Annotated in this window: 22 protein-coding genes and 1 riboswitch; of the genes, 17 read left to right on the top strand and 5 right to left on the bottom strand. The window is 31.9% G+C overall.

The features are described 5' to 3' along the window. Window positions 1–20 precede the first annotated feature (20 nt). The 4 genes from BMZ09_RS12055 (at window position 21) to BMZ09_RS12040 (ending at window position 3547) form a co-directional block, all read left to right on the top strand. On the top strand, window positions 21–971 hold the full coding sequence (locus BMZ09_RS12055) for a YHYH protein (protein WP_090840936.1): 951 nt from the start codon (window positions 21–23) through the stop codon (window positions 969–971). 46 nt (window positions 972–1017) lie between these two features. Beyond that, complete coding sequence (locus BMZ09_RS12050) at window positions 1018–2055, top strand: sensor histidine kinase (protein WP_090840933.1); 1038 nt, start codon at window positions 1018–1020, stop codon at window positions 2053–2055. 3 nt (window positions 2056–2058) lie between these two features. Then, window positions 2059–2787: a LytR/AlgR family response regulator transcription factor gene (locus BMZ09_RS12045; protein WP_218143723.1), complete on the top strand. Its 729-nt coding sequence runs from the start codon at window positions 2059–2061 to the stop codon at window positions 2785–2787. A gap of 169 nt (window positions 2788–2956) precedes the next feature. Continuing rightward, entirely contained in the window at window positions 2957–3547 is a 591-nt protein-coding gene (locus BMZ09_RS12040) for a DUF6515 family protein (RefSeq protein WP_090840931.1), read from the top strand. Window positions 3548–3628: 81 nt separating this feature from the next. Here the strand turns inward: BMZ09_RS12040 and BMZ09_RS12035 are convergent, their stop codons facing one another. Then, the gene (locus tag BMZ09_RS12035) at window positions 3629–4930 is read right to left on the bottom strand and encodes a Na+/H+ antiporter NhaC family protein (RefSeq protein WP_090840929.1); all 1302 of its coding nucleotides are present in this window, start codon (window positions 4928–4930) and stop codon (window positions 3629–3631) included. 50 nt (window positions 4931–4980) lie between these two features. Then, window positions 4981–5078, bottom strand: a riboswitch (SAM-I-IV-variant riboswitch). A gap of 149 nt (window positions 5079–5227) precedes the next feature. Next, the gene (locus BMZ09_RS12030) at window positions 5228–5968 is read right to left on the bottom strand and encodes a hypothetical protein (RefSeq protein WP_090840927.1); all 741 of its coding nucleotides are present in this window, start codon (window positions 5966–5968) and stop codon (window positions 5228–5230) included. 427 nt (window positions 5969–6395) lie between these two features. Between BMZ09_RS12030 and BMZ09_RS12025 the strand changes: the two genes are divergently transcribed. Beyond that, window positions 6396–8768, top strand: a complete 2373-nt coding sequence (locus BMZ09_RS12025) for a tail fiber domain-containing protein (protein ID WP_090840925.1) — start codon at window positions 6396–6398, stop codon at window positions 8766–8768. On the opposite strand, the gene BMZ09_RS12020 is transcribed toward BMZ09_RS12025, so the two are convergent. Next, window positions 8769–9665, bottom strand: coding sequence for an AraC family transcriptional regulator (locus BMZ09_RS12020; protein ID WP_090840923.1), 897 nt, complete (start codon window positions 9663–9665; stop codon window positions 8769–8771). 186 nt (window positions 9666–9851) lie between these two features. Between BMZ09_RS12020 and BMZ09_RS12015 the strand changes: the two genes are divergently transcribed. The 12 genes from BMZ09_RS12015 (at window position 9852) to BMZ09_RS11960 (ending at window position 20740) form a co-directional block, all read left to right on the top strand. After that, window positions 9852–10151: a putative quinol monooxygenase gene (locus BMZ09_RS12015; protein ID WP_090840921.1), complete on the top strand. Its 300-nt coding sequence runs from the start codon at window positions 9852–9854 to the stop codon at window positions 10149–10151. 83 nt (window positions 10152–10234) lie between these two features. Continuing rightward, the gene (locus BMZ09_RS12010; RefSeq protein ID WP_090840918.1) at window positions 10235–11743 is read left to right on the top strand and encodes a BCCT family transporter; all 1509 of its coding nucleotides are present in this window, start codon (window positions 10235–10237) and stop codon (window positions 11741–11743) included. Window positions 11744–11794: 51 nt separating this feature from the next. Further along, entirely contained in the window at window positions 11795–12424 is a 630-nt protein-coding gene (locus BMZ09_RS12005; protein WP_090840916.1) for an alpha-ketoglutarate-dependent dioxygenase AlkB family protein, read from the top strand. A 214-nt stretch (window positions 12425–12638) separates the two neighbouring features. Beyond that, window positions 12639–13298 carry an oxygen-insensitive NAD(P)H nitroreductase gene (gene nfsB, locus BMZ09_RS12000; protein WP_090840913.1) on the top strand — a complete coding sequence of 220 codons (660 nt, stop codon included), beginning with the start codon at window positions 12639–12641 and terminating at the stop codon, window positions 13296–13298. 23 nt (window positions 13299–13321) lie between these two features. Next, complete coding sequence (locus tag BMZ09_RS11995; RefSeq protein WP_090840911.1) at window positions 13322–14329, top strand: zinc-binding alcohol dehydrogenase family protein; 1008 nt, start codon at window positions 13322–13324, stop codon at window positions 14327–14329. A 132-nt stretch (window positions 14330–14461) separates the two neighbouring features. Then, window positions 14462–14935, top strand: coding sequence for a cupin domain-containing protein (locus BMZ09_RS11990; protein ID WP_090840909.1), 474 nt, complete (start codon window positions 14462–14464; stop codon window positions 14933–14935). Between the two features lie 180 nt (window positions 14936–15115). Then, window positions 15116–16180 carry an L-dopachrome tautomerase-related protein gene (locus BMZ09_RS11985; protein WP_090840907.1) on the top strand — a complete coding sequence of 355 codons (1065 nt, stop codon included), beginning with the start codon at window positions 15116–15118 and terminating at the stop codon, window positions 16178–16180. Window positions 16181–16306: 126 nt separating this feature from the next. Then, window positions 16307–17170 (top strand): AraC family transcriptional regulator, encoded by an 864-nt coding sequence (locus tag BMZ09_RS11980; protein ID WP_090840905.1) that lies wholly within the window; start codon window positions 16307–16309, stop codon window positions 17168–17170. Between the two features lie 124 nt (window positions 17171–17294). Next, the gene (locus tag BMZ09_RS11975; protein ID WP_090840904.1) at window positions 17295–18140 is read left to right on the top strand and encodes an enoyl-CoA hydratase/isomerase family protein; all 846 of its coding nucleotides are present in this window, start codon (window positions 17295–17297) and stop codon (window positions 18138–18140) included. 12 nt (window positions 18141–18152) lie between these two features. Further along, complete coding sequence (locus BMZ09_RS11970) at window positions 18153–18557, top strand: nuclear transport factor 2 family protein (protein ID WP_090840902.1); 405 nt, start codon at window positions 18153–18155, stop codon at window positions 18555–18557. Window positions 18558–18974: 417 nt separating this feature from the next. Continuing rightward, the gene (locus BMZ09_RS11965; protein WP_245741142.1) at window positions 18975–19748 is read left to right on the top strand and encodes a 2OG-Fe(II) oxygenase; all 774 of its coding nucleotides are present in this window, start codon (window positions 18975–18977) and stop codon (window positions 19746–19748) included. A gap of 185 nt (window positions 19749–19933) precedes the next feature. Further along, entirely contained in the window at window positions 19934–20740 is an 807-nt protein-coding gene (locus tag BMZ09_RS11960) for an SDR family NAD(P)-dependent oxidoreductase (RefSeq protein ID WP_090840898.1), read from the top strand. On the opposite strand, the gene BMZ09_RS11955 is transcribed toward BMZ09_RS11960, so the two are convergent. Both BMZ09_RS11955 and BMZ09_RS11950 read right to left on the bottom strand, forming a co-directional pair. Continuing rightward, the gene (locus BMZ09_RS11955) at window positions 20737–22818 is read right to left on the bottom strand and encodes a hypothetical protein (protein WP_090840896.1); all 2082 of its coding nucleotides are present in this window, start codon (window positions 22816–22818) and stop codon (window positions 20737–20739) included. The genes BMZ09_RS11960 and BMZ09_RS11955 overlap by 4 nt on opposite strands. A 25-nt stretch (window positions 22819–22843) precedes the next feature. After that, entirely contained in the window at window positions 22844–25603 is a 2760-nt protein-coding gene (locus tag BMZ09_RS11950; RefSeq protein WP_090840894.1) for a toxin-antitoxin system YwqK family antitoxin, read from the bottom strand. Between the last annotated feature and the right edge of the window lie 48 nt (window positions 25604–25651).

The following is a 25651-nucleotide window of genomic DNA, read 5'->3' as shown; positions in this document are numbered from 1 at the left end:
TATTAATAAAACGGATAAACATGAAAACCAGCAAACATTTAAAATCATTTTTACTTTTAGCATTGACTGTTGTATTGGCGTCCTGTAAATCAGATAAAAACACAGAGTTAGTTAAAGTTGTTTCAGTAAATCCAGATTACTTTATCGCAGATAATATTATTGGGAAAATTACTCAGGAAACCGTGGAACTAGACGGAACACCAACATTATGCTATGTATTTAAAACCAACTCAAGACCATCGGAACATCAAATGGGACCTTGGTGCCCAAGACATATTGATGATGCTAAAGAAAAAGGAGGTATTTGGTTTGAAGATGGAAAAGTCTATGATGTAGATGGTCATTTTATTGCAGAATTAGCAGAGTTTTATAAAGATGATGAATGGAAAGTGTTTAGAGAAGATGGCAGCGTAAAGTATACCGCTACACAAGAAGAATGCGAAGGAGCAGCAAAGCCAGATGTGGAAGAAGCCTATCAAAATTATTGTGTAGAGTGTTTACCTAAATATTATAAAGACCAAGTAACAACGTATACTATTCCGGTGACACCAGTTTATACAAATAATAAACAACGCTTTAGAAGAGGTGCGATTGGTGTCGCTTTTAATGGTGTTAATTTTGATCCACCAGCACCAACAGAAGCTATATTGGCTGCACATACTATTGCGCCTTTAGATGATCAAGGAGGACATGTAAATCCGCATGGTGGTTATCACTATCATGCAGCTACAGGATTTACTAAAGAACTAAATCAAGCAGATGTGCATGCCCCAATGTTGGGCTATGCTATTGATGGTTTTGGTATTTATGCACTTTTAGACGAAAATGACCATAAACCAACAGACCTAGATGATTGTGGAGGTCATGAAGACGAAACTAGAGGTTATCATTATCATGCTGGAGAACCAGGAGGGAATCAAGTAATAAAATGTCTAAATGGTGTTGCAGGAAATGCAATTGTACAGGAGTAAATAGACCTTTTTGTAACAAAAGAATAGTAAAATTAAATTAAAGTTAATGTACAAGAATAAAAACATAACCATCTTTTTACATCTACTAGTTTGGCTAACATTAGTCAGTTTGCCTTACTTGTTATCTTATAGTCAAGATCAAGAATTAGATAGAGTTAAAGCACATTTTTGGATTCCTTTGTTCTTTTCTGCAATTATCTTTTACTTCAACTACTTTGTGTTGATAGATCGTTTTTTGTTTCCTAAAAAAACGTTGTTTTTTATAGTAATAAATATTGCATTGATAGGATTGTTCTTGTTTTTAAAAGAATATATTGAAGATAACTACTTTCAAGATATTTTAAAAAAGCGTCTCGCAAATACCGAGAGAACAGCCCCTCCATTTAAAATGGCGGTATATATTCAATTGTTATCTTATTTAGCACCTTTGTTTTTTTCAGTAGCATTAAAATCAACAAAACGTTGGGCTAAAACAGAAGCAGAACGTAAGGAAGCAGCTAATTTTAAATTGAAGTCGGAGTTACAGCATTTGCATTATCAATTGCAACCACATTTCTTTTTTAATTCGTTAAATAACATTTATTCTTTAGTTGATATTTCGCCAGATCAAGCAAAATCTTCGATTCACAGTTTAAGTAAGTTAATGCGTTATATGCTGTATGAGACTAATTTAGAAGTGGTTCCGCTTAGTAAAGAAATCGATTTTCTTAAAAAGTATATTGATTTAATGACCTTAAGAGTGTCGGATAAAACGACTGTTAATTATAGTTTCCCTTCCGGGGAAACAGGTATACAAATAGCACCTTTATTATTTATTTCATTAATCGAAAATGCTTTTAAACATGGTGTTTCGGCGACTAAACCAAGTACTATTGATATTAACATGACTTGTGATGATAATACTGTTTTGTTTTCAGTTGAAAACCATAATTTCCCAAAGAAAACTGACGATAAAAGTGGCTCTGGTATAGGACTTCAGAATTTAGAAAAGCGCTTAGAATTATTGTATTCGGATAAATTCAACTTTAAAACCATTTTAAAAGATGACCGCTTTTTAGTCACTTTAAAAATTGAAACCAATTAAATTATGAGCAATATAAAAATATCGTGTGTTATTGTGGACGATGAGCCGATGGCTTTAAATTTAGTAGAAAGTTATGTGGAAAAAACACCATTTTTAGAACTAAAGCAAAAATGTAGTAGTGCTATTGAGGCTATGGAGTTTATAAAAGAGCAACCTGTTGATTTGTTGTTTTTAGATATACAAATGCCAGATTTAACAGGTTTGGAGTTCTCTAAAATGCTGCCTAAAGAAACACGTGTGGTTTTTACAACTGCTTTTGATCAATATGCTTTGGAAGGTTTTAAAGTTGAAGCTTTGGACTATTTGTTAAAACCTTTTGATTATGCCGAGTTTCTAGCAGCCGCCAATAAAGCAAATCATTATTTCTCGTTGTTAAAAGGAAAATCACAAAACGAAGTTTCCGAAGCAAAAGAATTTCTTTTTGTAAAATCAGAATACAAACAATTGCGTATAAAGCTGTCTGATGTCTTATATTTTGAAGGCCTGAAGGATTATATTAAAATTTGGTTAAAGGATAACCCGAAGCCTATTTTAACCTTAATGAGCTTAAAGTCTTTGCAAGAAGAATTACTCGAAACTCAATTTTTACGTGTGCATCGTTCTTTTATTGTATCATTAAAAAACATTGAAGTTATTGAGCGTAGTCAGATTATTATCAATAACCAACGCATTACTGTTTCTGAGCAATATAAACCTGCTTTTCTAGAATTTGTGAATAGTAATTCGTTATAGTTTTTACTTTTTATTTTAATTACATCTATATAATTTACTAATTGGTAGATGTGATTTGTAAGTTCGACTATTCACTTTTTTTAAGATACTTTATACGTATATCTTTAAACTATTAATACAAAATAAAGTCAAAGTATTATGTAACGTTTAATCTTAAAAATTTAAAATTATGAAAACATTAATTAAAACATACGTCGTCCCATTCGCTTTTTTAATAGCAATAACAACTCAAGTGTCTGCACAAACTAAACGCAGCACTAAAGAGAAATCGGTAACCACAACAACTACAAAAAGAAGCACCGTTAATAGTAGAGTGCCAAGTACTAAAGTGACTTACAAAACACAAAAACGTAAAGTAGCCTCGGTTAGAACAGTACCAAATAGAACTGTTGTTAAACATAAAGGACAAAACTATTATTACGCTAATAATAAGTATTATACACAGTCTAGAGGTCGCTATATTGTTATTGCACCAAAGGTTGGTTTTAGAATAAAAGTATTACCTACAAATTATAAGCGAGTACGTTTTAATAGTCACAATTATTATAATGCGCATGGTATATTTTACACACAAGTAAATAACGAATATGAGGTTGTTGATCCAGAAGTTGGAACTGTAGTATATGAGCTTCCTGAAGATTACGAAAAAGTGGTAATTAATAACGAGACATTTTACGAATATGCTAATATTCTATACGAGAAAGTACAAATAGATGGCACTAGAGCTTATGAAGTAGTAGGTGTTATTGAAATGAATTAAGAATTGGTTTGGTTGATTAGTGGTTAAGGAGGATAATCTTAGGGTTATCCTCCTTTTTAGTTTAAAAAAATCTTTTAACACTTACTTTAATCGTAATGGTTTAAAGCTGATAAATAGCAATGTGTAGATTAGTAAAAGCAATAGATACCATGTGTTAGCCACTAAATCTAAATAATTAATTTTTCCATTAGTTAAGCTTAAAATCATTAATACTTGAGCACCATAAGGTAAGAGTCCTTGAGTAATACAGGCAAAAATATCCAATATTGAAGCTGTTTTTTTGTTGTCTAAATCATACTCGTCATTTATTGTTTTTGCAATTGGACCAGCAATAATAATGGATACGGTGTTATTTGCAATTGCTAGGTTAATGGTGCTAACTAATGCAGCAATACCAAACTGAGCTGACGTTTTACTTTTGATTAATGTTTTTATTTTAATTAGAATATATTCAATCCCTCCGTTTTTAGAAACTAAAGCAGCTAAACCTCCTGTTAATAAAGAAAGTAAGAAAATTTCGGTCATACTAGTAAAGCCGGTATAAGCAATTTTAGTAGATTCAATTAATGTGAAATCACCATAAATAATCCCTAAAAGACCTCCCGAAATTACACCTAAAAGTAGTGTAACAAATACATTTACACCTATTATAGAAAGTGTGATAACTAGTAAGTAGGGAAGTATCTTGATTACAGAATAACTATAAACGGTAGTGTCTTCCAAGTTAGATTCTAATCCTAAACCTTGTATGATCAATATGACAATAGTAAATAGGGCAGCAGGGAGCGCAATTTTTATGTTTTGCTTAAACTTGTCACTCATTTTAACACCTAAGGATTGTGTGGCAGCAATAGTTGTATCAGAGATTACAGATAAGTTGTCTCCAAACATACTTCCTCCTAATAATGCACCGCATAAAATACCAAGATCAGCACTGCTTTTATCCGCAAAACCAATTACTATTGGAGCTAAAGCGACAATGGCACCAACGGAAGTTCCGGTAGAAACAGATAAAAAGGCTGCGATTATAAAAACACCAAAATAAATGTATTGAATCGCTATAAAATCAAGGCCTAAATTAACAATTGCATCAACACTACCTGTCGCTTTGGTAATAGTTGCAAATGCACCAGCTAAAAGATAGATTAAACACATGGTAAGTATTTTGTCATCACCACAACCTTTTAGTAACGTTTTAATTTTAGAATTTATAGACTGCCTAAATATTAAAAAAGCAACGATAATTCCTACTATTACAGCTATTGGAGCTGGAAGTGCATAAAAATCGTTTTGATAAATACCAGCGCCTAGAAACGTGAATACAAATACGAATAGTGGTATTAAAGCTGATAATTTGGGAATGATTTTTTTTGAATTTGCCATTTTACTTTATTCATTTTAAAAAGGAATAAACAAGCAAGTAATAAGAAAGATGTGTTAACATTTGTTCCAATTAATGGCTTATCTATTTAGCACCTTGCTTGTTATTGCAGGTTGCTATCTCCTTTTATTGAGATTCTTGATAATTAATTTAAGTGGGCAAATTTAGGATATATATGTATACCTGTTTCTTAAAAAATGTTAATTGTTAGAGTTTACAATTTTCTCTAAATCGAAGTGTCGAAAAAGAGTATGCAAGTGGTTTACAATAAGTTATTTAAAAGCGGTAAGCAGTAGCATTTAAAAATATTTTCTTTTGACGTCTTTAGTGTCTATTACTTTAGTTGTTGAAATAAATCTCATAAAAAGATAAAGTGACATGTAATGACAAATAAGGATTAAAACCGTAAACGTCTGGTTGTATAAAAAGTACTCGTTTATAGGGGATAAGCCTAAGTTAAATATGGTGGCAACACCTGAAGCTAATAAAACAGTACCATTAGAGTAGTTATCACTAATATAAATCATGGCAAATGTGGCTGCATAAATAAACAAACACAATGCGCAAATAAACACATAAATTAAATTTGAATTAGGGATTTGCCCTATTAGCAAATCCACGACCGCGTATATAATATAACCAACAAGGAAAAAACCAATAATAACAGATAACGATAGAAAAGATTTTAATCTACTTTTTACTAAATACTTTTTAAGTATTAGTGTAAATAAAATTAAATAACCTGATGTTAAAAGGCTGATAGCGTTAAAGTATTTATTAAAAGAATAAAAGCTTAAAATATTTAGGCCTAAAAAAGCAAGTAATGCCAATAAAAATAAAGGGTCGGCTTTCTTTTTGGTAACACTCAAGTATTTAGTAATTATGGCTAAGATGACTATCGGAGAAATGTAAATCATGTCTTTTTTAACCGTAAGGGTAATACTCATGGTTATAGCAGTAAAAAAAGCAACAAAAAAAAGAATATCAAAAACATTGTTTTTTTTTAAAAAGTGTAATGTGCTAATTTTTTTAATTGTCATTAATTGTAGGTTAGTAGTCTTTGGTTCAATAAATATAAAAAATAGTTTGATTAAAATGTGGTAAACTAATTTAGATTTAATCTATAATATAGTTTTGTTTAACCGAATAAAAATCTATCCTGCATTAAAAACATAGTTAAAAAGCATGCTAAGTATTTGTTTTGTAGGGTTATTCGTGATAATTAAATCATAAATGTTATATTTTTACTATTCAAATACGTTAAACAGAATTTTTGATTTTACGTTATTCATCTGTTTAAATTATTAGCATACAGAATTATACATAAAAGATTTAAATTCTATTATTCATGGATATTCGGTTATATGTATTAAAAAATATGTTAAAACACGTTATTTTTGAAATAGAATCGACGAACGGTAAGTATAATCGCCTAAATTTGCATCGCCCAAATTAAAGTTGCTATAAATGAAATACTTACGCTTACTATTATTTTTCTGTACACTAAATTCTTTTTCTCAAGTAGGGATTAATACAACAACACCGGATGCATCAGCTATTTTAGATGTAACTAGTACTGATAAGGGATTATTGATTCCTAGAGTTAATTTAACGTCCTCCGCTGATACAACTACAATAACATCGCCAGTAGCTAGCTTGTTAGTCTATAATACTGCTACTATTGCGGATGTCATTCCTGGGTATTTTTATTGGAGTGGTACGGAGTGGTTGCAATTAGCAACTGCAAAAACAACAGGCACTGATTGGAATATTTTAGGGAATTCTGGAACAAATGAATCCGTAAATTTTATAGGAACTACAGACGATCAAAATGTTATTTTTAAACGAAATAGCACACAAGCAGGTTTATTAGATTCTAATAATGTCTCATTTGGGGTTAATGGTTTACCGCTTAGTACTTCAGGAGCTGAGAATGCTAGTTTTGGTGTAAATGCGATGTCTTCAAATACGTCAGGGGGACAAAATACGGCTATTGGCCAAAACGCTTTAAGGGACAATTTAATAGGAAGTAGTAATACAGCGATTGGTTACAATACGCTTATTGCTAATACAGCGAGTTCTAATACAGCTCTGGGATCTAGTTCACTGGTTAATAACACGTCTGGTTCAGGTAATACAGGAGTCGGGTCATTAACTCTAAATCAAAACACTATTGGAGCTAACAACACAGCATTAGGTATGCAATCACTAACTAAAAACACAACAGGAACTAATAATACTGCAACGGGGATTTTTTCTTTATTTGATAATACAACAGGAACACATAACACAGCAAGTGGGTCAGAATCTTTAACTTTTAATACTAGTGGTGATTACAATACCGCTGTCGGTACTAATGCGCTGTATTCTAATAAGACTGCTAATGAAAACACTGCAGTTGGCGCAAACACGTTGTATTCGAATACTACAGGTGCACATAACACTGCTTTGGGAGCAAATGCACTTAATGCAAATACAACAGCAAGTAATAATACAGCTCTGGGTGAAAATGCTTTATTATTAAACACCTCAGGAAGTAGTAATGTTGCTATCGGAGTTCTGGCGCTTTCAACTAATAATGGGCATTATAATACAGCAACTGGTGTAAATGCTTTAGCGTCTAATACGACCGCAAGTTATAACACTGCAAACGGGTATAATTCTTTAACTAATAATATTACAGGAAGTAGCGATACAGCAATAGGGGCTAACGCGCTTTATTCTAATTTAACCGGTACAGGAAATACTGCTGTTGGAGCAAATTCCCTCTATACTAATAACTCGGGCGTTGGTAATACAGCTATTGGTAATGGGGCTCTCAGATTAAATGAAGCAGGTTCTAATAATACAGTTTCAGGATCTAACGCACTAAGCAATAATACTTCAGGTTCGAATAATACAGTTAGTGGAGTCAATTCTATGTTGTATAATACTACTGGAATAGGTAATACGGCTACAGGATTAAATGCAATGCTAAACAATGTGTCCGGTAACTATAACACGGTAAGTGGTCAAGGAGCACTAAGCGGTAATATAGATGGAATAAGGAATGTTGCTATAGGTGTTAACACTATGAATTTAAATACTTCAGGAAACTATAATACGGCTTTAGGAGGATCATCCCTAAGTGATAATACAATTGGATTAGGAAATACTGCTTCTGGGTATAGTGCCCTACCTAGAAATATTTCTGGAAGTTATAACACTGCTATGGGGTATATCGCTTTAAATGCAAGTACTTCAGGGTCAAATAATACTAGTTTGGGGTATCACTCATCAAGATTAGTTACAACAGGAGTTGCTAATACAGCTGTGGGGCATAGAGCCTTAGATAACGTAACAACAGGAAGTAATAATACAGCGATAGGTTATTTGTCTTCTGTACCAGATCCAACAGCAGATAACCAAGTTAGAATTGGCGGTATTGCAATAACATATGCAGGAGTGCAAGTAGCATGGACGATAACCTCTGATAGACGTTGGAAAAACACTATTGAAGATTCAGATTTAGGACTAGATTTTATAAACAAATTACGTCCAGTATCTTACTTCAGGAATAATGACAAAAAGAATAAATTGGAGTATGGTTTTATAGCTCAGGAATTACAAGAAACATTAAAAAATAGTAGTTCAAAAATAAACGGAATTATTACAGAAGATACCGAAGGTATGCTAAGTGTAAGATACAACGATTTAATGGCGCCAATGGTAAAAGCTATTCAAGAACAAACAGAGGAGATTCAGGTTTTAAAGTCCGAAAATGACGCTTTAAAATTAAGACAAGAAGCTATGGAAAACGAGCTGAAAGAGATCAAAGACTTGTTATTAAATAAGAAATAATTAAGCTCTAATATTAGAAGCACAAGCACCTCTTTTTAGTAACATATATTCGCCATTATTTTTAAACTCACGTATAGATGTTCCAGCGTAGCGTTTAAACGTTTTAGATAAATGACTAACATCTGTAAACCCTAACTCGTCAGCAATTTGAGTTAATGTAAAATCAGAGTTTAGTAGTCTTATTTCTACTAATTTGAGCTTCGCTTTAATAATGTATTCACGTAAAGTCATATTCACTTGTTTTTTAAAAAACTCGCTAACATAAGTTGGAGACATCATAAAGACATCGGACAGATTTTCGACTTTAAGCAACTCTGTTTTATCAATATTTTCATTAATATAAGTTAACATTTTTGTAATTCTATCATCCGAATTATTTTTAGGTAATTCAAAATAGCTCCCTTTTTTTATGTTCCTAATTAGTATTTCAAGAATGCTAGTCATTAGGCTTGTCACAAGGTTTATAGACGATTCTCCGTAGTTTCTAGATTCTTGCAAAATCATACTTATTAAGCTTTCTAGATGGTTTCTATCTACATCATTCTTAATAATATCTCCTGGTAATTGGTTGTAATTTGATAAGATATAAGAGGCTTCTTTAAACCATTCATTTCTATCAATAGTAATGCGATTTATGTTTTTAAAGAATGAATCTGTGAATTTTAAAAACACAAATTGTGTAGGTTGAGCTATTGTAAATGAGTGGCATTTTAAAGGTGGTAACAAAAAGATGCTGCCTTTATTATAGGCGTGCTCGTTATAGTTAATACATTGCGTTCCTGTACCATTTTTAACTAAAACCAATTCAAAAAAGTTGTTTTTAACAGGACGTTGTTTCCAGTCTGTTAATTCTATTTCTTGTATTTCAAAAGGTTTAAAAGCTTCAATTACTTGCATTTCTGTCTGATTGTTTACAATTTCTATTCAAATTTAGAAAAAAAAGAAATAACAACCTGATTTTTTATACTCATAACCTTTATTTATACATTATTATCCATTTAAAGTACATTAAAAGGGTTCAGTTCAATCATACCTTTGTATTGTATTTGAGACTAATCTTAAATCTATTTAAATATTTTACTCATGAAAAAATCGTATTTAACAATTGTAGCAAGAATTTTAGTAAAAGAGGAGCATAGAGCGTTTGTAAAAGCAGAACTATTAAAACTTTTAGATGTTACTAGAGCAGAGGAAGGTAATATAAGTTATGATTTACATCAGGATAATGAGAATCCAAACTTCTTTATATTTCATGAAAAATGGGTGAATCGTGAGTTATGGCAAAAGCATATGGGTAATAAATATTTAGCGCACTATTTAAAAGTAACAGAAGGTAAGGTGGACGAGTTTATTTTAAATGAAATGACAGAAACGGTAAATTAGAAAACCATACAGTTATAAATTATTTAATAGGGATTAGGATTTAAATTCTAATCCCTATTTTTGAATAAATCAAAACACCTTTAATGTTTAAACACCTTCAAAAACACTCCATTTTATCAATATCAGTAAGTATCATATTTGCGTGTACATTGGTTGTGTTTTTTGCTACCGAAGCTAGTTATAATGCTATTGAAAGTGCTTCATTATGGGTACGTAACTATTTTGGGTATTTTTATTTGTATTTAGGTTTTGGTTGTGTTTTGGCACTTTTGTTAATTGCGTTTTCAAAATATGGACGAATAAAACTAGGAAAACCATCGTCTAAACCAGAATACTCTTTATGGTCTTGGACTGCTATGCTTTATAGTGCAGGAATGGGATCTGGTATTTTGTTAAGAGCAGTGCAAGAGCCTGTTTTTATGCAACAAAATCCGCCTTTTACTTCTGGTTTATCTGCACACACCGTCGCTTTAGAGTTTACGTTTTACCAATGGGGACTTACAGCGTGGGCTTTTTATGGCCTTTTTGCAGTAATTGTTGGTTACGCCTTGCACGTCAAGAAAAAGAAGGTAAGAATAAGCGCAACTATAGAAGACGATGTTAAAAGCAAGACCTTAAAAAACAGCGTAGATGTTATAACTATTATAACGACTGTTTTTGGTTTGGTTGCTGCAATCGGATTAGGAACAACGCAGATTAATGGTGGTTTAAATCATATTTCAAATCAAGATTTTGGACTAATAACTACAATTTTGCTATGTGTTTTTATTTCTACTGTGGCTTGTTATTCTGCTTGGCAAGGTGTTAATAAAGGGATTAAAATATTCTCGAACTTAAATATCATTGTCACTTTTGCCATCTTGTTATTTATCTTTTTTACTAGTGATGTAAAACAAATTTTAATAGCATTTTTTACGTCTACATATCATTATATAATCGACTTTGTACCCATGAGTTTAGCGCTTGGCGATTATAATCCTGGTTTAGAATTCTTAACCGGTTGGACCTTTTACTATTGGGCCTTTTGGTTAGCATGGGCACCATTTACAGGTATATTTATTGCGCGTATTTCTAAAGGTCGTACCATTAGACAACTGCTATTGGGTGTTTTAATCATTCCGTCTTTGGGGACTTTTTTCTGGTTTTCCGTTTTCGGAACCTCTGCCTTTCAATTAATAGAAGAATGGGGAACTTATAATAATGAATTTAGCAACGTATTTTCTTCCATTTTTGTATTCTTTGAACATTATCCGTTTGCGACATTTTTAAACATAACTTCAATTATATTATTGATCAGCTTTTTAATTACTTCTGTAGATTCGGCAGTATTTGTATTAAGTATGTTTACAGATAAAGGCGCTAAAAATCCAAGTAAAGCACATCGTGTTATCTGGTCTATTTTTATTTTATTAGCAACCATAGCTTTAGTACTGTTGGGTAATATTAAGGCAGATATCAATGTTTTAGAAGCAGTACAGCGTTTACTAATAATCACGTCGTTACCGTTCGCTTTTTTTATTATAATTATGTTGATTCTTTTTGTTAAAGACCTAAGGAAAAACAAAGCAATACCTAGTAAAACAAAGCAGTAATTACTGTAAGTTTTTAGTCCTATTTTCGATTAATATATAAACAATAAAAGTATGGATGTGTTTAATCAACCTAACTTATTTTCTACAGATCAAGTCGTAAAAACAGTATTTGATTTACCAGGTGCAGATGTTACTTTATTCGAAAATTTCTTCAGCATAGAAGAAAGTAATGCCTTATATACAAGTCTATTAAATAATACAACTTGGGAGCAGGACCAAATGGCTATTTATGGTAAGCAAATAGATTTACCTAGACTTACAGCATGGTATGGTGATACGGATTTAGAAGTTGCTTATGTTGGAAAAACAACAAAGTTACGTCCTTGGACTGCAGAATTAATTAAAATCAAGGAACGTATAGAACAGGAGGTCGATGTCAAGTTTACACGTTGCTTACTTAACTATTATCGCGACGGAAAGGATAGTGTAGATTGGCATCAAGATTATGAAGTCGGTAAACGTAAAAACACGGTAATTGGATCGGTAACTTTAGGAGCCACACGACCGTTTCAGTTAAAACACGCCACACGTAAGGATTTAAAACGTATCGAAATTCCGTTAGCCCACGGTAGCATGTTAATAATGCAAGGTGCTACACAAGAAAACTGGAAACACAAAATCCCTAAAACAGTAAAACCTATTCTACCAAGAATTAACTTAACCTTTAGATGGGTTCAGTAATTTTTTTTGGTATTAATAAAGGATTACGATGGTTTTAAAAGTATAAATGGTTGGCTATAGTCGGGTTATTTCATAAAAATTAAGAAATATTTATGTTTTTTAAAGTCTAAAACCTCCATTTATACCTAATTCACCTTTTTTTATACTTCAATTTACCTGTGTACTGGTTTTATCTTTGTACATAACTAAAAACTAATCATTAAAACATATAAATATGAATTTAAAAGAAACACTAAACTGGAGATACACAACTAAAGAATTTGATACTACCAAAAAAATATCCGAATCGGATATGTCACAGGTTAAAAATTTATTAAGGATGAGTCCATCAAGTGTAAACCTTCAACCTTGGCACTTTATAGTTGCTGAAACTACAGAAGGTAAAGCACGTATGGCTAAAGGTACTAAAGGCTTTTTTCATTTTAATGAACCAAAAATTACGAATGCATCAGCAGTTGTACTGTTTTGTTCTAAAATTGATGCTGATGAAGACTATTTCAAGCACATAGCTGACATAGATGACAAAAATGGAAGGTTCCCAAATGAAGACATTAAAAATGGCTTTTTAGGGGCTGTAAAAACATTTGCAGACATTCATAAATACGATTTAAAAGATTATCAACATTGGATGGAAAAGCAAGTATATCTAAACATTGGTAGCTTTTTATTAGGAGTAGCTAGTTTAGGTATTGATGCAACGCCAATGGAAGGTGTTGATGTTAAAGCTTTAGATGAAGAATTCGGGTTAAGAGCAAAAGGATTTACGTCTTTAGTAGCTGTTTCTCTAGGCTATAGAGCAGAATCTGATTTTAACTCAACAGAAAAAATACCAAAATCTAGATTACCACAAAGTGAAATTATCACTGTGATATAATTTATTAGAACGACATAAGTAAAATGAAAGCAATAGGATATAAAGAGAATCTTCCAATAGAAGATGTTAACTCATTACAAGACATAGAATTAAATACGCCAAAAGCTACTGGAAGAGATATTTTAGTAGAAATAAAAGCCATTTCTGTAAACCCTGCAGATTACAAAGTACGTGCAGGAATGCCAGTAGAAGGTGACGATTGGAAAGTTATTGGATGGGATGCTACCGGAATTATAAAAGAAATTGGAGAGGATGTCTCTTTATTTAAAGTTGGTGACGAAGTTTGGTATGCTGGAGATTTTACACGTCAAGGGAGTTATGCGCAATATCAAGTTGTAGACGAGCGTATTGTTGGTAAAAAACCTTCAAGTTTATCTTTTCCTGAAGCTGCTGCTTTACCATTAACATCGCTTACTGCTTACGAAATGTTGTTTGATAGATTACAGGTTTCAAAAGACGATGCTAGTAAATCCATTTTAGTTATTGGTGCTGCTGGAGGTGTTGGTTCTATTTTAGTGCAATTGGCTAAAAAGCTAACAAAACTGAATATTATTGGTACTGCTTCTCGCGAAGAAACTACAGCTTGGTTAAAAGATTTAGGAGCAGATGCTGTAATAAATCACAGAAATAAATTAAGTGAAGAGTTTGAGAAGTATAATTTAGTTGCACCAGATTATATTGTGAGTTTAAATGCGACTGAACAACATGCTGATGAGATTGTTAAGGTAATAAAACCACAAGGAAGATTTGGTTTTATTGACGATCCAAAAACGTTTAATGTGATGCCTTTTAAAGCAAAAGCAGTGTCTACGCATATCGAGTTGATGTTTACACGTTCTATGTTCCAAACGGAAGACATGATAGAGCAGCACAATATTTTAAACGAAGTTTCTGGTTTAATTGACAACGGAACAATTAAAACCACGTTAGGTGAAAACTTTGGAGTTATTAATGCAGAAAACCTTCGTAAAGCACATGCTTTCTTAGAAACAGGAAAAGCAAAAGGTAAAATTGTTTTAGAAGGATTTTAATTACATCGTCACTTCGAGTGAATTTTGAGTCACGAGACATTAGTGTCGAGAAGTTTATTAACTCTAATAGTTCTCGATACAAAATTCTAAAAGAGAATTTCACTCGAACTGACAAAAAAACATATAACAAAAATGAATTTCAAATCAATTATAGCTGCATTAGCAGTAACAGCAATGTTTGTTGGTAATACTGCAAATGCGCAAGTAACAATTAAAGATTCTATAGCCACTTCAAAAGTGCAACATTTCAATTTTGACGACATGGAATCTGAAACTATTGGAGAAGGGATCAAACGTAAATGGTTTCATGGTGAAAAAGGACAAATGACCATTTTTAATCTAGAAAAAGATGCACATATTCCTTGGCACCAACATCCAAACGAACAGATTACTTATATCATGTCTGGTAAAGTAAAAATCAAAACCATTATTGATGGTAAAGAAACGTTTGTAGAAGTTGGAGCAGGAGAAGTGATTGTGTTTCCAGAAAATGTACCGCATGAGTTTTGGGCTTTAGAAGAAACAGTAGATTTAGATGTACATGTTCCTGTCCGTGAAGATTGGTTATCTAAAGAATTACCAGAGTATTTAAAAAAGAGCAAGTAAAACTTTAAAATATCGTCACTTCGAGTGAATTTTGAGGCACGAGAAATTAGTATCGAGAAGTTTGGGTAACGAAAAAATTCTCGATACAAAATTCTGAAAAAGAATTTCACTCGAACTGACGTCATAATTATATTCAAGATGAAAAATATTAGTTTCATATTAATTTTAATCACGTCAGTTATGTCCATAAAAGCACAAAACACAGTAGGTGAAACCGAAGTTTTTGCAACTACAGCGCAAGCAGTTGGTAATATTACCTTTACCGATACTGGCGATTTAGTGTATAGTCATCATCCTTTTTTCTCACCAGAAAATAGAGTCATGATCATGGATGCAAAAACAAAAACAAGCAAACCGTTTCCTAATAAAGCTTGGAATACGCCACGAACTACAGACGATAATTATCTAAGTAATGTACTAGGTGTTAGAAACGATGAAAACGGAATTGTTTGGATGTTAGATATGGCACAACGCGATAATTTGACACCTAAAATAGTGGGTTGGAACACAAAAACTAATCAATTAGAACGTATTTATTATTTACCTAAATCTTCCGTGCCAAAGCACGCGCAACCAAATGATATGGTTGTTGATACTAAAAACGGTTATTTTATAATTGCTGATGAAGGTATTGGAAATGGAGGAGATGGTACAAAGGCTGCATTTATTATTGTAGACATGAAAACGTGTAAAACACGTCGTTTATTAGAAGGTACACGAACTACATTACCAGAAAACACACCAACAGTAATTAACGGTAAACATTTAGCAGTTAATGGTACGGATTTATTAGTCGGAAATGATGGTATTACTGCCGATGCTAATTTTGAATACATTTATTATGGTCCGTTAAACGGAACTAAAATCTACAGAATTAAAACTTTAGATTTAGTAAATGAAGATTTTACGGAAGTAGAAATAGATGATAAAATTGAAACCTATTCCGAAAAACCAAACAATGGAGGAATGAGTATTGATACAGCAGGTAATATTTATTTAACAGCTTTAGAGACCAACAGTGTTGCTGTTGTTTTGGCCAAAGATAAAAGTGTAAAAACCATGGTGAAAGACTCTAGTATGGTTTGGCCAGATGGTGTAAGTTATAATCATGTAGACGGTTATATGTATGTGTCCGCTGCCCAGGTAAACAAAGGTGCTGCGTTTAATGATGGCAAAGATTTATCTACAAAACCATTTTACATTTTCAGGTTTAAGCCTATTACAACAGGTGTTTCTTTTAGATAATTTAAGAATTGATTAATAGTTGAATCCCTTTTATTATTATTATTATTATTATTAAATAAGAAGAGAAGCCACTGTTTAAGTGGCTTTTTCTATTTACAAAATGTTTAACTTAAGAAAAAGCAAATTATGCCAAGAACTATCATCGAGAATATTGTTATCGCAGAATATAAAAAGCAAACCTTTTTTGACTTTTGTAAGTATACTACCATTCGTTTTTTTGAAATTGTTTATTTTGAAGAAGGCACAGGAACTATAAAGATTAATGGAAAAATGGTGAACTATACCTCAAATAGTGTGTTCGTTTTTGTTCCAGATGATATTTACATTGTTAATCCGGAAACACCAACATCTACGGTTGCTATCAAATTTTTAAAGAGTTTTTTCAGAAATACGAATACGCAAAACGATACTCTTCTTGTTAACGATTGGTTTCGTAAAATTGAAGGTATTTTAAATAGCGAAAGTCACCAACTACGTGAAATGCAGTTTGAAACAGAATCAGACAAACTACATTTAGTGTCTTTAATTAAAATGGTTTCTACTGAAAATTTGAAAAAACAATCCTATGATCTATTCATCATTCAAAATTCATTATCAGTTATTCTTCATTTGATTGCTAGAAACATTCAGTTTTTAAATACCGATAGGACTGCCAAGGTTGTGGAGTCTTCAAAAATTCAGCAAATCATAAATTTTATTCATACAAATATTTATAATTCAGATTTGTTATCTACTAGAAGTCTTGCAGAAGAATTTCATATGGCAGATAATTATATGAGCGAGTATTTTAAAAAGCATACAGACATTAGCTTAAAAAAGTACATCATTAATTATAAATTGAAGTTAGTAGAAACACGACTTAAATATACCGATTTACAATTCTCAGAAATAGCAATCGAACTCGGTTTTACAGATTCTAGCCATTTAAATAAAACTTTTTTAGCCTATAAAGGCATTACTATTGGTGCTTTTAAGGCTGCTTTAGCCTAAGTTTTTACTAATAACCTTGTTTTTTACTAATAGTGCTTTGTTTTATACCAAATTAAACCTTGGTTCCTCCTGTAAATTTGCAGTGTAATTAAAACACAACACTAATAATTTAAAACATAACACCATGAAAACAACAGGATTTAAAACATTTAAAGTAGCAGTAAAAGAAGGACAAGCTTGGGTAACTTTTGATAACCCACCAGTAAATATTCAGGATATTCCAATGATCAAAGAGTTGGATGAATTAGCAGCATCTTTAGAAGAGGACAGAAGTATTAAAGTAGTCGTTTTTCAATCTGCTCATTCAGAAATTTTCATTGCGCATGCAGATACTAATTTCTTAAAAGAGATGTCTACAACAGCTGTAGATAGAGAAGATATTGAGTTATTAGACTTACAAAAAGTATTACATCGTATTAGTAAATTACCGCAAATTACCGTTAGTAAAATAGAAGGTTTTGCTAGAGGTGGCGGACACGAATTTGCTTTAGCAACAGATATGCGATTTGCAGCACGTGGTAAAGCAGTATTTATGCAAATGGAAGTTGGTATGGGAATTTTGCCTTGTGGTGGTGGATCATCTAGAATGGCGCGTCAAATTGGTTTAGGTAGAGCTTTAGAAGTTATTTTATCTGCAAAAGATTTTGATGCAGACCAAGCAGAAGCCTACGGACTTATAAATAGAGCTTTAGATGCAGATAAAATTGGTGATTTTGTGGAAGATTTAGTAAATAGAATGTCACAATTTAATTCAGATGCTATCGAAGCTGCAAAACGTACTGTTTATGCATCTATTGATTTACCAATTGAAGATGCTTTAAAAGAGGAAGCCTACTGGTTATACCAAGCAACAAGTAAGTCGCCAGCAATCAAACGTTTTACGTTAGCTGATGATACCGGATTTCAAAATGATATGGAAAACCAAAGAAACTTCGAGACTTTATTAATGGGATTACAAGGTGTAAACTAAAAACTAGAAATTATGAATACAGCACAAAATAAACAAACTATACTTGATTTTTTCGAACATTTTTCTGCAGGTGATGCTACAAGCGCTTTAACTTATTTAGATACGGATGCAACATGGCAATCTATGGGGATTAAAGGGGATCTACCAGTTTCAGGAATCATGGATAAAAACGGAATTGGAGAACTTATAAAAATGGTAAAATCTGCTATTCCAAAAGGATTAGAATTAACACCGGTGGGTTGGACCGCAGAAGGCGATAGGGTAGCTGCCGAATTCATTTCCTACGGAAAATTAACCAATGGAAGAGAATATAATAATCCGTATCATTTTTTATTTCAATTTTCTGATGGTAAGATTCTTAGAATAAAAGAATACATGGACACATTACACGTAAAATCTATATTTGTTGATGCGTAGTAAATAATAAATGCCTCTTGTAAAAGAGGTGTTTTATGTGTTTAAAAATAAAACCTTGAAATATACCTAAACAACCGTTTTTACTACCAAAAAATTACTACTGTCTAGGACTACCTTTGTAGTGAGATTAATTGTTATTTAATTATACATAAGGCGGTTAATTAATAGATAAACAGAAATACATAAAAACTAAAACATCCTATTGCGACAGTTTTTGGTAAAAAAAATATTAAAACAATGACAAATAAAAATATATTAGAAGAAGCTCGTGCGCTTACTTTACCTTCTCGTGAAGCCTCGTTAAATCGTGAAGCTTCAGTTTCACACTTTTGGAATAGTAACCGAGATTTACTCGAAGAGGCATGGACGGAATGGGAAATTGAAAACAAAGATAATTTACTAGTTCCTGATGAAACGTTGCTAGATCCGCGCTTACAAAAGGCGATTAAAGATGCTTGGGAAAACCCAGAAAAAGAAAATGCTGTTGCCGATTTATGGGAAGAAATTAGTCCTGGTGTTTATTCTGCACAGTTTTTTAACCCTGAACGCTTAGTGGATTTTCGTAAATATTTAGAAGCTGTAGTAAATTCACAAATTCCTAAACGAGCACCACACGGAATACAATTGAATCGTTATGGAATTATGCTTGATCCACGTTCAGAAGGCTATCTTGCAGCACCGAATTTTCAAGCATTTTATAACGATATTATGGACCGTTATATGCGTCCGATTGCACGTTTGTTATTGGATACTTATGGTTATGACAACCAAACATTTGGTTTTTCTATTCAGTACAATCCAGATAAAGACAAGGATTTAAATGGTCACACGGATGCTTCTGCTGCTACTTTGAATATCAACATTAACTTACCCGATGAAGCATTTACAGGTTCGCAAGTTGATTTTTACGATAAAACCACGGGGAAAACAGTACAAACTACGTTTGAATCAGGGCAAGCAATAATTCACAGAGGCGATGTAGCGCACGCTACGCACCCAATTATTAGTGGGCAACGTAGCAACTTGGTTGTGTGGTTATACGGAGACCGTATGCAAATTCCGAGAGGTGGAGCTAGTAGCTACGGTAGTGTCGATAACTCAGAGTCTAAAGTTGTTACATCTCAAAGTATTAGTGCTCGTGAGCGTTGGACTGTGCCAAAGAGTCCCAAAGACACCTTTGCACCTTTTTAAAGTGATTAGAAATCGTTTATCTTGCTTTTTTCGATTGTTATATGCAGAAATAACGGCTAAACTATTATCAGAATTTTATAGCAGGATTCAAAAAAAACAAGAAAATGTCACCGTGCGCACAGCCGAAAGGTTTTGTAGTTCGGATCTGAGCTCAAGGTGACATTCTAATAAAAAAACAAAAAATCATGAGTAAAACAATAATAGTAACAGGAAGTACAGACGGTATTGGAAAGTTAACCGCTTTTAGTTTAGCCGAAAAAGGACATACGGTTTATGTACATGGAAGAAATGAAACAAAAGTAGACGCGGTTGTTTCAGAAATAAAAACAACAACGAACTATCAGGACATCCATGGTTTGGTGGCTGATTTTACTGATTTAGAAGCTGTTTCCAAATTAGCAGCACAGATTAAAAAGGACATTCCTAAAATAGATATACTAATCAATAATGCAGGAATTTTTAAAACAAAAGAGGTTCATAATAAAAACGGATTAGACATTAGAATGGTGGTAAATTATTTAGCACCTTATGTGTTGACAAATGCCATATTAGAAAACATAAAGCAATCCGAAGCGCCAAGAATTATTAATTTAAGTTCTGCTGCACAAGCACCAGTTTCTGAAGCTGTTTTAATAGGTAAGGAGCAAGACTCTGCAAATAGCACTTATGCACAAAGTAAGTTAGCATTGACGATGTGGAGTTTTAATCTAGCAAAACAAGAACCTAATATTACGGTTATTGCTGTAAATCCTGGGTCCTTATTAAATACTAAAATGGCTAATGAAGCCTATGGCCTGCATTGGTCTCCAGCAGAAAAAGGCGTTGATATTTTACTTCATTTGGCTTTGTCTGATGATTATAAAAATGATTCAGGAAAGTATTTTGACAATGATAAAGGGGATCCAAAAGGATACTTTTCTCCAGCGCATCCTGATGCTTATGATGAAGCTAAAATAAAAGCGTTATTAGCAACTACAAAAACTTTGATTTAGTTTTTAAGCCTTTTAACATCTTCAAGTAATTGTTTTTCGGTTATATTTTTTTTAGTTTTTATTCTTTTTCCATTCTGATATTGCCTGTAATCATAAGTACCATCTTTATTAACTCTGGTTATAATACCGTCGTGTTCTTTTCCATTTTTGGAAGTACACGTGCTAACTAATGTCTTTTTATCCTTTAAATAATAATATAGGATACCATCAGTTTTAAAAAAGAGAGGTTCCCAAATTTTTAAGCCTATTGGGTTTATTTCTAGCTTTTTTGACCTTTGATAATCTAATTGTATCAACTGTTCTTTTGTTTCTATGGTTATTGTTCCTTTATTTAATGCATTACTTTGAATGTTTACTGTTGCCGAATTTTCTTTAAATGAAATATTAACTGTTTTGATACCTTTTTCAGTAAATGTAAATGATCCAATTTCGAGATCTTTTGAATAAATTATAACGCGACCTTCATTTTTAGATGGATTTGTATAACTTACTTTGTTGTGTTTTATATATCTATTTTTTGAAGAACGCTTTGTTGTATTAAATCCATCAGAAGTATAGTTTACTATATAATTTGGAGAAGATTCTATTCCAAAAGAATACAAATTACTTTTGAGTTTTATACCGTTTTCGTAAATATCTTGAGATGTTACACCTTGATACTCGCTTAGTACGCTTCCTTTAAAAGGGTGTCCTTTTATATACTTAATACTGTCTAAAACTTTTTCTAAATGAGACCCTGTTACAGTATAATATTGAAAGCCTGATTTTTCTCCATTTTTATAATGGTTTATTAGGCTGATGCTAGATTTTTCTTGTGTTTTTTTATCTAGTAAATCATTAAAAAAAATACCAGAAAAGGGTTTGCCATCTTTATAAATACCTATAAGACTATCGTTAGTTTTAAAAGGAGTAAATAATACTTTACGTATTGGATTACCTTTTTGGTAATTTGTAATTTGCTCTAGTCTTTTATCTTTAAAATGGATTAGTTTTTCATTGCCATTTTTTTGTCCGTTTTTATAGTTTGATAACGTATATCTTTCTGGATAATAATGCTTATCTACAGCTTCAATTTTAGCAAAAACACCATTATATGGTAGTTTGTTTTTAAATTTTCCTTTAGCTATTAATTCATTTTTATAATAATATTCTCCTTGACTTATTTTTTGATTTTTAAAGGTGAATTTGTTTTTAAAGTTATGCGTTATTTCTTCTTTAGTTAATATTTTTCCATTTTTAAACGTGTAGATATTGTAGTTTCCTTCCTCAGGTTCATCAAAGAAAACACCAGTATAAGCCTCATCATTTTTATAGTGTCCTTTAGCTAAAAATCTTGATGCTTTATAGTATTGTGCTTCTCCTTCTAACTTTCCGTTTTTGTAATTTCTAGTAATACTATCAAAAGGTGCATTTCTGTAATTGTTGTCTGCTCTAAAAGTTGTTTCTAATCCATGTTTTAAGCCCTTTTTATATGACGACACTCGATTAGTATGTTTATTTATTATTGTACCATTTATTGGAGAACCTTGCTTGTAAATGCAACTTGTTGTTTTTCCTGTGTTAACGTTTTTAAATATTATTTTTCCATGACGCTTTCCATTAACTTTATTTCCTGAAATGGCTAATTTTGAATAATAGTTATTGTTATAAAAAGCGCCATGTTCTATACCATCTTTAAAACTTTCTATATTGCCTGAAAGCCTATTGTAACTTTGACCAGAATAGCGTCTGTTATCTTTATAAATTAGCGTGTATACTTTATCGTCTACATATTCTGCTTCTTTGGATATTTCGCCATTTTTATAATAATGAACACTTTCTAATTGAGAAGGATTAGCGTATTGAAACGATGTCTTTTTTAGTATTTTACCACTAGCGTATAAAACTATTGTATAGTCGTTACAAACCTCTCCATTAAACGGGGTGTTGTTTTTGTATTCGCATTCGCAAACTCGGTCTTTAAAAAAGCCGGAAGACGTGTTTTTACCATTAGTATTGCTGTTTTGAGCGACTAAGTTATTGGTGATACTAATAAGTAAAATGAACAGTATTTTTTTTATATTATATTTAATTCCCATGAAAATGGTACTTTTTTAAGCGTTATTATTTCAATATTTTTAAAAGCGCTTCTTTACTTAAATTCACTTTTTTATCGACACGTTCACCTTTATTCATTTTATAGTAGTTGTAGGTGTTATTGTAGGTTCTAATATGTATTCCATCAAACATTTGTCTGTCTTTTAAAACTCCAGAAGCCACTTTTATATTATCAATATAGGCATCCATAACAACTATACCATCTGCGACAAAGAGATTCTCAATATCAAGGAAATCTTTGTAAGTAAATGTTTCTATATGTGAAAAGGTGGGATATATTTTAAACATGGTATTTTTACTTTTTGCAGTGATAACCAATTGCTGATTAACAAGTGCGTAATCCATTTGATGTCCGCCGTCATAAAAGGTTACATCAATAGTTGTGATTTTATTGTTATGAAATGTTACACTACCATTATATTCTTTTAATTCTGGTGAAAAAACTAATTTAGCTTTGGTTTTTGAATCGTTTAAATAGGTGAGTTGCCCCATTACTAAATCAGAGTCTTTATCTGTAATTACATATCCTGTAGCTGTGTATTTAATAGTATTTCTTACTCTGTATATGTCATTATCATCTGTTACAATCGTTTTTATAAGTTTACCTTGATTAAAAATGTGCTTGTGTATATTATCATTGTCAAATGTTATTAATTGACCTTGATACGGTTTGCCAAACTTATATGTTAGGCTATCATTATAAACTTCTGGATAATCCACATAACCTTGGATTTGACTGGTTATGTCTCCATTTTTGTAATAAATTGATGACCATATAACAGAAGATTTACTATAAAAGCCACCATTAAACGGTTTGCCATTTTTATAAAAACCTTTAAAGTCTGTTCCTTGTCGATTTAACAAATTATGCCATGTGTCTGTTAAAGGAACTCCTTTATCGTATGCTGTGGTTTTTATAATGTCACTAGATAGTTTACCATATTCTAAGGTTTGTTCTAATCCTTGTTTTAAGCCATTTTTATACCGTGTTATAACCTTATTTTTTACAGCGGTACCCGCTATTGGTTTTCCTTTTTTATAGCTACAGGTATACTCGTTTTTTGAGTTTATGTCCGAAGGTTGTAACAATAAATCATCATCTTTAAATGTGATCATGCCATCCCAAAGCCCATTTTTATAGTTTCCGTTAATAGCTAGGTACCTGTTGTCATTTTCTAGCTTCGAAAAAGGACCATGTTTCTCACCCTTTTTATAGGTAATGGTTTCATCATTATAACCTATATAAACACCACTATAAGGGGCTTCATCTTTAAAGGTTAACGTGTAACTTTCGCCATGTTTAATATTTGTTGTTGCAATTACTAATCCATCAGCATTATATGTAGTAGCGTTCCTAAATAATATTGTATTTGTTTGATAATCCGATTCGTAATTTTCTTGCTTTATTATAGCTCCATTTTTGTAATGAAGGATGGTGTATTTTTTACACACTATTCCAGAATATGGATTACCTGATTTATAGATGCATTCGCATTTTTTATCTGTAAAATAACCAGAACTAATTACTTGACCCGTAAGCTTGTCATCCTCATATTCTTGCTTTGTAATAATTTGACCTGATCTATTATACTGAATAAACAATCCATGTTTTAACCCTTTTTTATAGGATGACTTAATGTTAGTTCCTGTATCAAAGAAAGTGCCATCCCAAGGCTGTCCGTCTTTATATAAACCTTTTGCTAGTTCTAATCCTTCTTTATTGTAATAAGCACTTTCACCTTCTTTTTTGTTGCTTAAAATATGATGATATGCTTTTATTGTTTTATAATCTCCAGAAAAATAGAATGTTTGTTTGCCCTCTAATACTCCCTTGTTATAACTATAAATTCTATTTTCATAATACTCAATAAACTGTCCTTGCCAATGTGCATTATCTTTATTTACACCTTTTGTTAGTTGCCTTAATCCATTAGTGTAACCAATTTCTGGACCTTCTAATTTTCCGTTAACATAGTTTTGTACACTGTTATATCTGTAGAAAGTCCCTGAAATGGGTTCGTGATTTTTGCTAATACCTATCGCTAATAATTCACCTTGTTTATTGTAAGTGGCCTCTTCACCATTATCTTTTCCATTTTTGTAATGAGAATAGTGGCTAAAACTTAAAACATCATCTTCGTTATTTAAATTATAACTAGCCAAAAGCCCATCTTTAGGCTGGTGATTTATGGATTTAAGACTATCAATATTTTCTCCTTTAGTATTAAAGTGATTTGCGATTACTAGGCTATCATTTTTAAAATCGTATTTAACAGCAATTTGATCTGAGTCCGCATGAAATAGTAATTGCCCTATTTTCTTACCTGCTTTATATTTTGGGATATATCCATTAAAACAGCAGTCGTCAATAAAAGTTCCTGACCAATAATTATCGTCTTTATAAAGACCTTTTGCTCTTAGAAACCCTTTTTTTGAGAAGTTTAATGCTTCACCGTTACGTTTTGCATTTTTGTAATGAAGCACTTGTGAACGTTTACCAGAACTATAGTACCAAATAGCTTTTCCTTCTAATTCTTCTTTTTCTAAATTGGAGTAGTAGCCCTCCATTTGGACGTTACCGTTGATATGGTAATCTTTTACCAGATACAAGTCACCAACTTTTGTAAGTGGCATTGGTCTGTAAAAATCTGCACTATCTTTAACTGTTTTATGCCAATTTGCATCAAAATAAATAGTGTCTTGTTGCGCGAAATTGTTAGTTAGAAAACCAAAACAGATTAATACTAGTATTACTATTTTTTTCATAATTCTAATCTATAATTGTTTAGTGCTTTTATTCAAATTATTGTTTTG

Source organism: Olleya namhaensis, assembly GCF_900114005.1.
Taxonomy (GTDB): domain Bacteria; phylum Bacteroidota; class Bacteroidia; order Flavobacteriales; family Flavobacteriaceae; genus Olleya; species Olleya namhaensis.
Note: the sequence above shows the minus strand (reverse complement) of the source record. Positions and strands in the feature narration are given on the sequence as shown.

Excerpts from the sequence above, each read along its gene's own strand:
- BMZ09_RS12055 (WP_090840936.1), top strand. The coding sequence starts at position 21 with ATGAAAACCAGCAAACATTTAAAATCATTTTTACTTTTAGCATTGACT.
- BMZ09_RS12050 (WP_090840933.1), top strand. The coding sequence starts at position 1,018 with ATGTACAAGAATAAAAACATAACCATCTTTTTACATCTACTAGTTTGG.
- BMZ09_RS12045 (WP_218143723.1), top strand. The coding sequence starts at position 2,059 with ATGAGCAATATAAAAATATCGTGTGTTATTGTGGACGATGAGCCGATG.
- BMZ09_RS12040 (WP_090840931.1), top strand. The coding sequence starts at position 2,957 with ATGAAAACATTAATTAAAACATACGTCGTCCCATTCGCTTTTTTAATA.
- BMZ09_RS12035 (WP_090840929.1), bottom strand. The coding sequence starts at position 4,930 with ATGGCAAATTCAAAAAAAATCATTCCCAAATTATCAGCTTTAATACCA.
- BMZ09_RS12030 (WP_090840927.1), bottom strand. The coding sequence starts at position 5,968 with ATGACAATTAAAAAAATTAGCACATTACACTTTTTAAAAAAAAACAAT.
- BMZ09_RS12025 (WP_090840925.1), top strand. The coding sequence starts at position 6,396 with ATGAAATACTTACGCTTACTATTATTTTTCTGTACACTAAATTCTTTT.
- BMZ09_RS12020 (WP_090840923.1), bottom strand. The coding sequence starts at position 9,665 with ATGCAAGTAATTGAAGCTTTTAAACCTTTTGAAATACAAGAAATAGAA.
- BMZ09_RS12015 (WP_090840921.1), top strand. The coding sequence starts at position 9,852 with ATGAAAAAATCGTATTTAACAATTGTAGCAAGAATTTTAGTAAAAGAG.
- BMZ09_RS12010 (WP_090840918.1), top strand. The coding sequence starts at position 10,235 with ATGTTTAAACACCTTCAAAAACACTCCATTTTATCAATATCAGTAAGT.
- BMZ09_RS12005 (WP_090840916.1), top strand. The coding sequence starts at position 11,795 with ATGGATGTGTTTAATCAACCTAACTTATTTTCTACAGATCAAGTCGTA.
- nfsB (WP_090840913.1), top strand. The coding sequence starts at position 12,639 with ATGAATTTAAAAGAAACACTAAACTGGAGATACACAACTAAAGAATTT.
- BMZ09_RS11995 (WP_090840911.1), top strand. The coding sequence starts at position 13,322 with ATGAAAGCAATAGGATATAAAGAGAATCTTCCAATAGAAGATGTTAAC.
- BMZ09_RS11990 (WP_090840909.1), top strand. The coding sequence starts at position 14,462 with ATGAATTTCAAATCAATTATAGCTGCATTAGCAGTAACAGCAATGTTT.
- BMZ09_RS11985 (WP_090840907.1), top strand. The coding sequence starts at position 15,116 with ATGTCCATAAAAGCACAAAACACAGTAGGTGAAACCGAAGTTTTTGCA.
- BMZ09_RS11980 (WP_090840905.1), top strand. The coding sequence starts at position 16,307 with ATGCCAAGAACTATCATCGAGAATATTGTTATCGCAGAATATAAAAAG.
- BMZ09_RS11975 (WP_090840904.1), top strand. The coding sequence starts at position 17,295 with ATGAAAACAACAGGATTTAAAACATTTAAAGTAGCAGTAAAAGAAGGA.
- BMZ09_RS11970 (WP_090840902.1), top strand. The coding sequence starts at position 18,153 with ATGAATACAGCACAAAATAAACAAACTATACTTGATTTTTTCGAACAT.
- BMZ09_RS11960 (WP_090840898.1), top strand. The coding sequence starts at position 19,934 with ATGAGTAAAACAATAATAGTAACAGGAAGTACAGACGGTATTGGAAAG.
- BMZ09_RS11955 (WP_090840896.1), bottom strand. The coding sequence starts at position 22,818 with ATGGGAATTAAATATAATATAAAAAAAATACTGTTCATTTTACTTATT.
- BMZ09_RS11950 (WP_090840894.1), bottom strand. The coding sequence starts at position 25,603 with ATGAAAAAAATAGTAATACTAGTATTAATCTGTTTTGGTTTTCTAACT.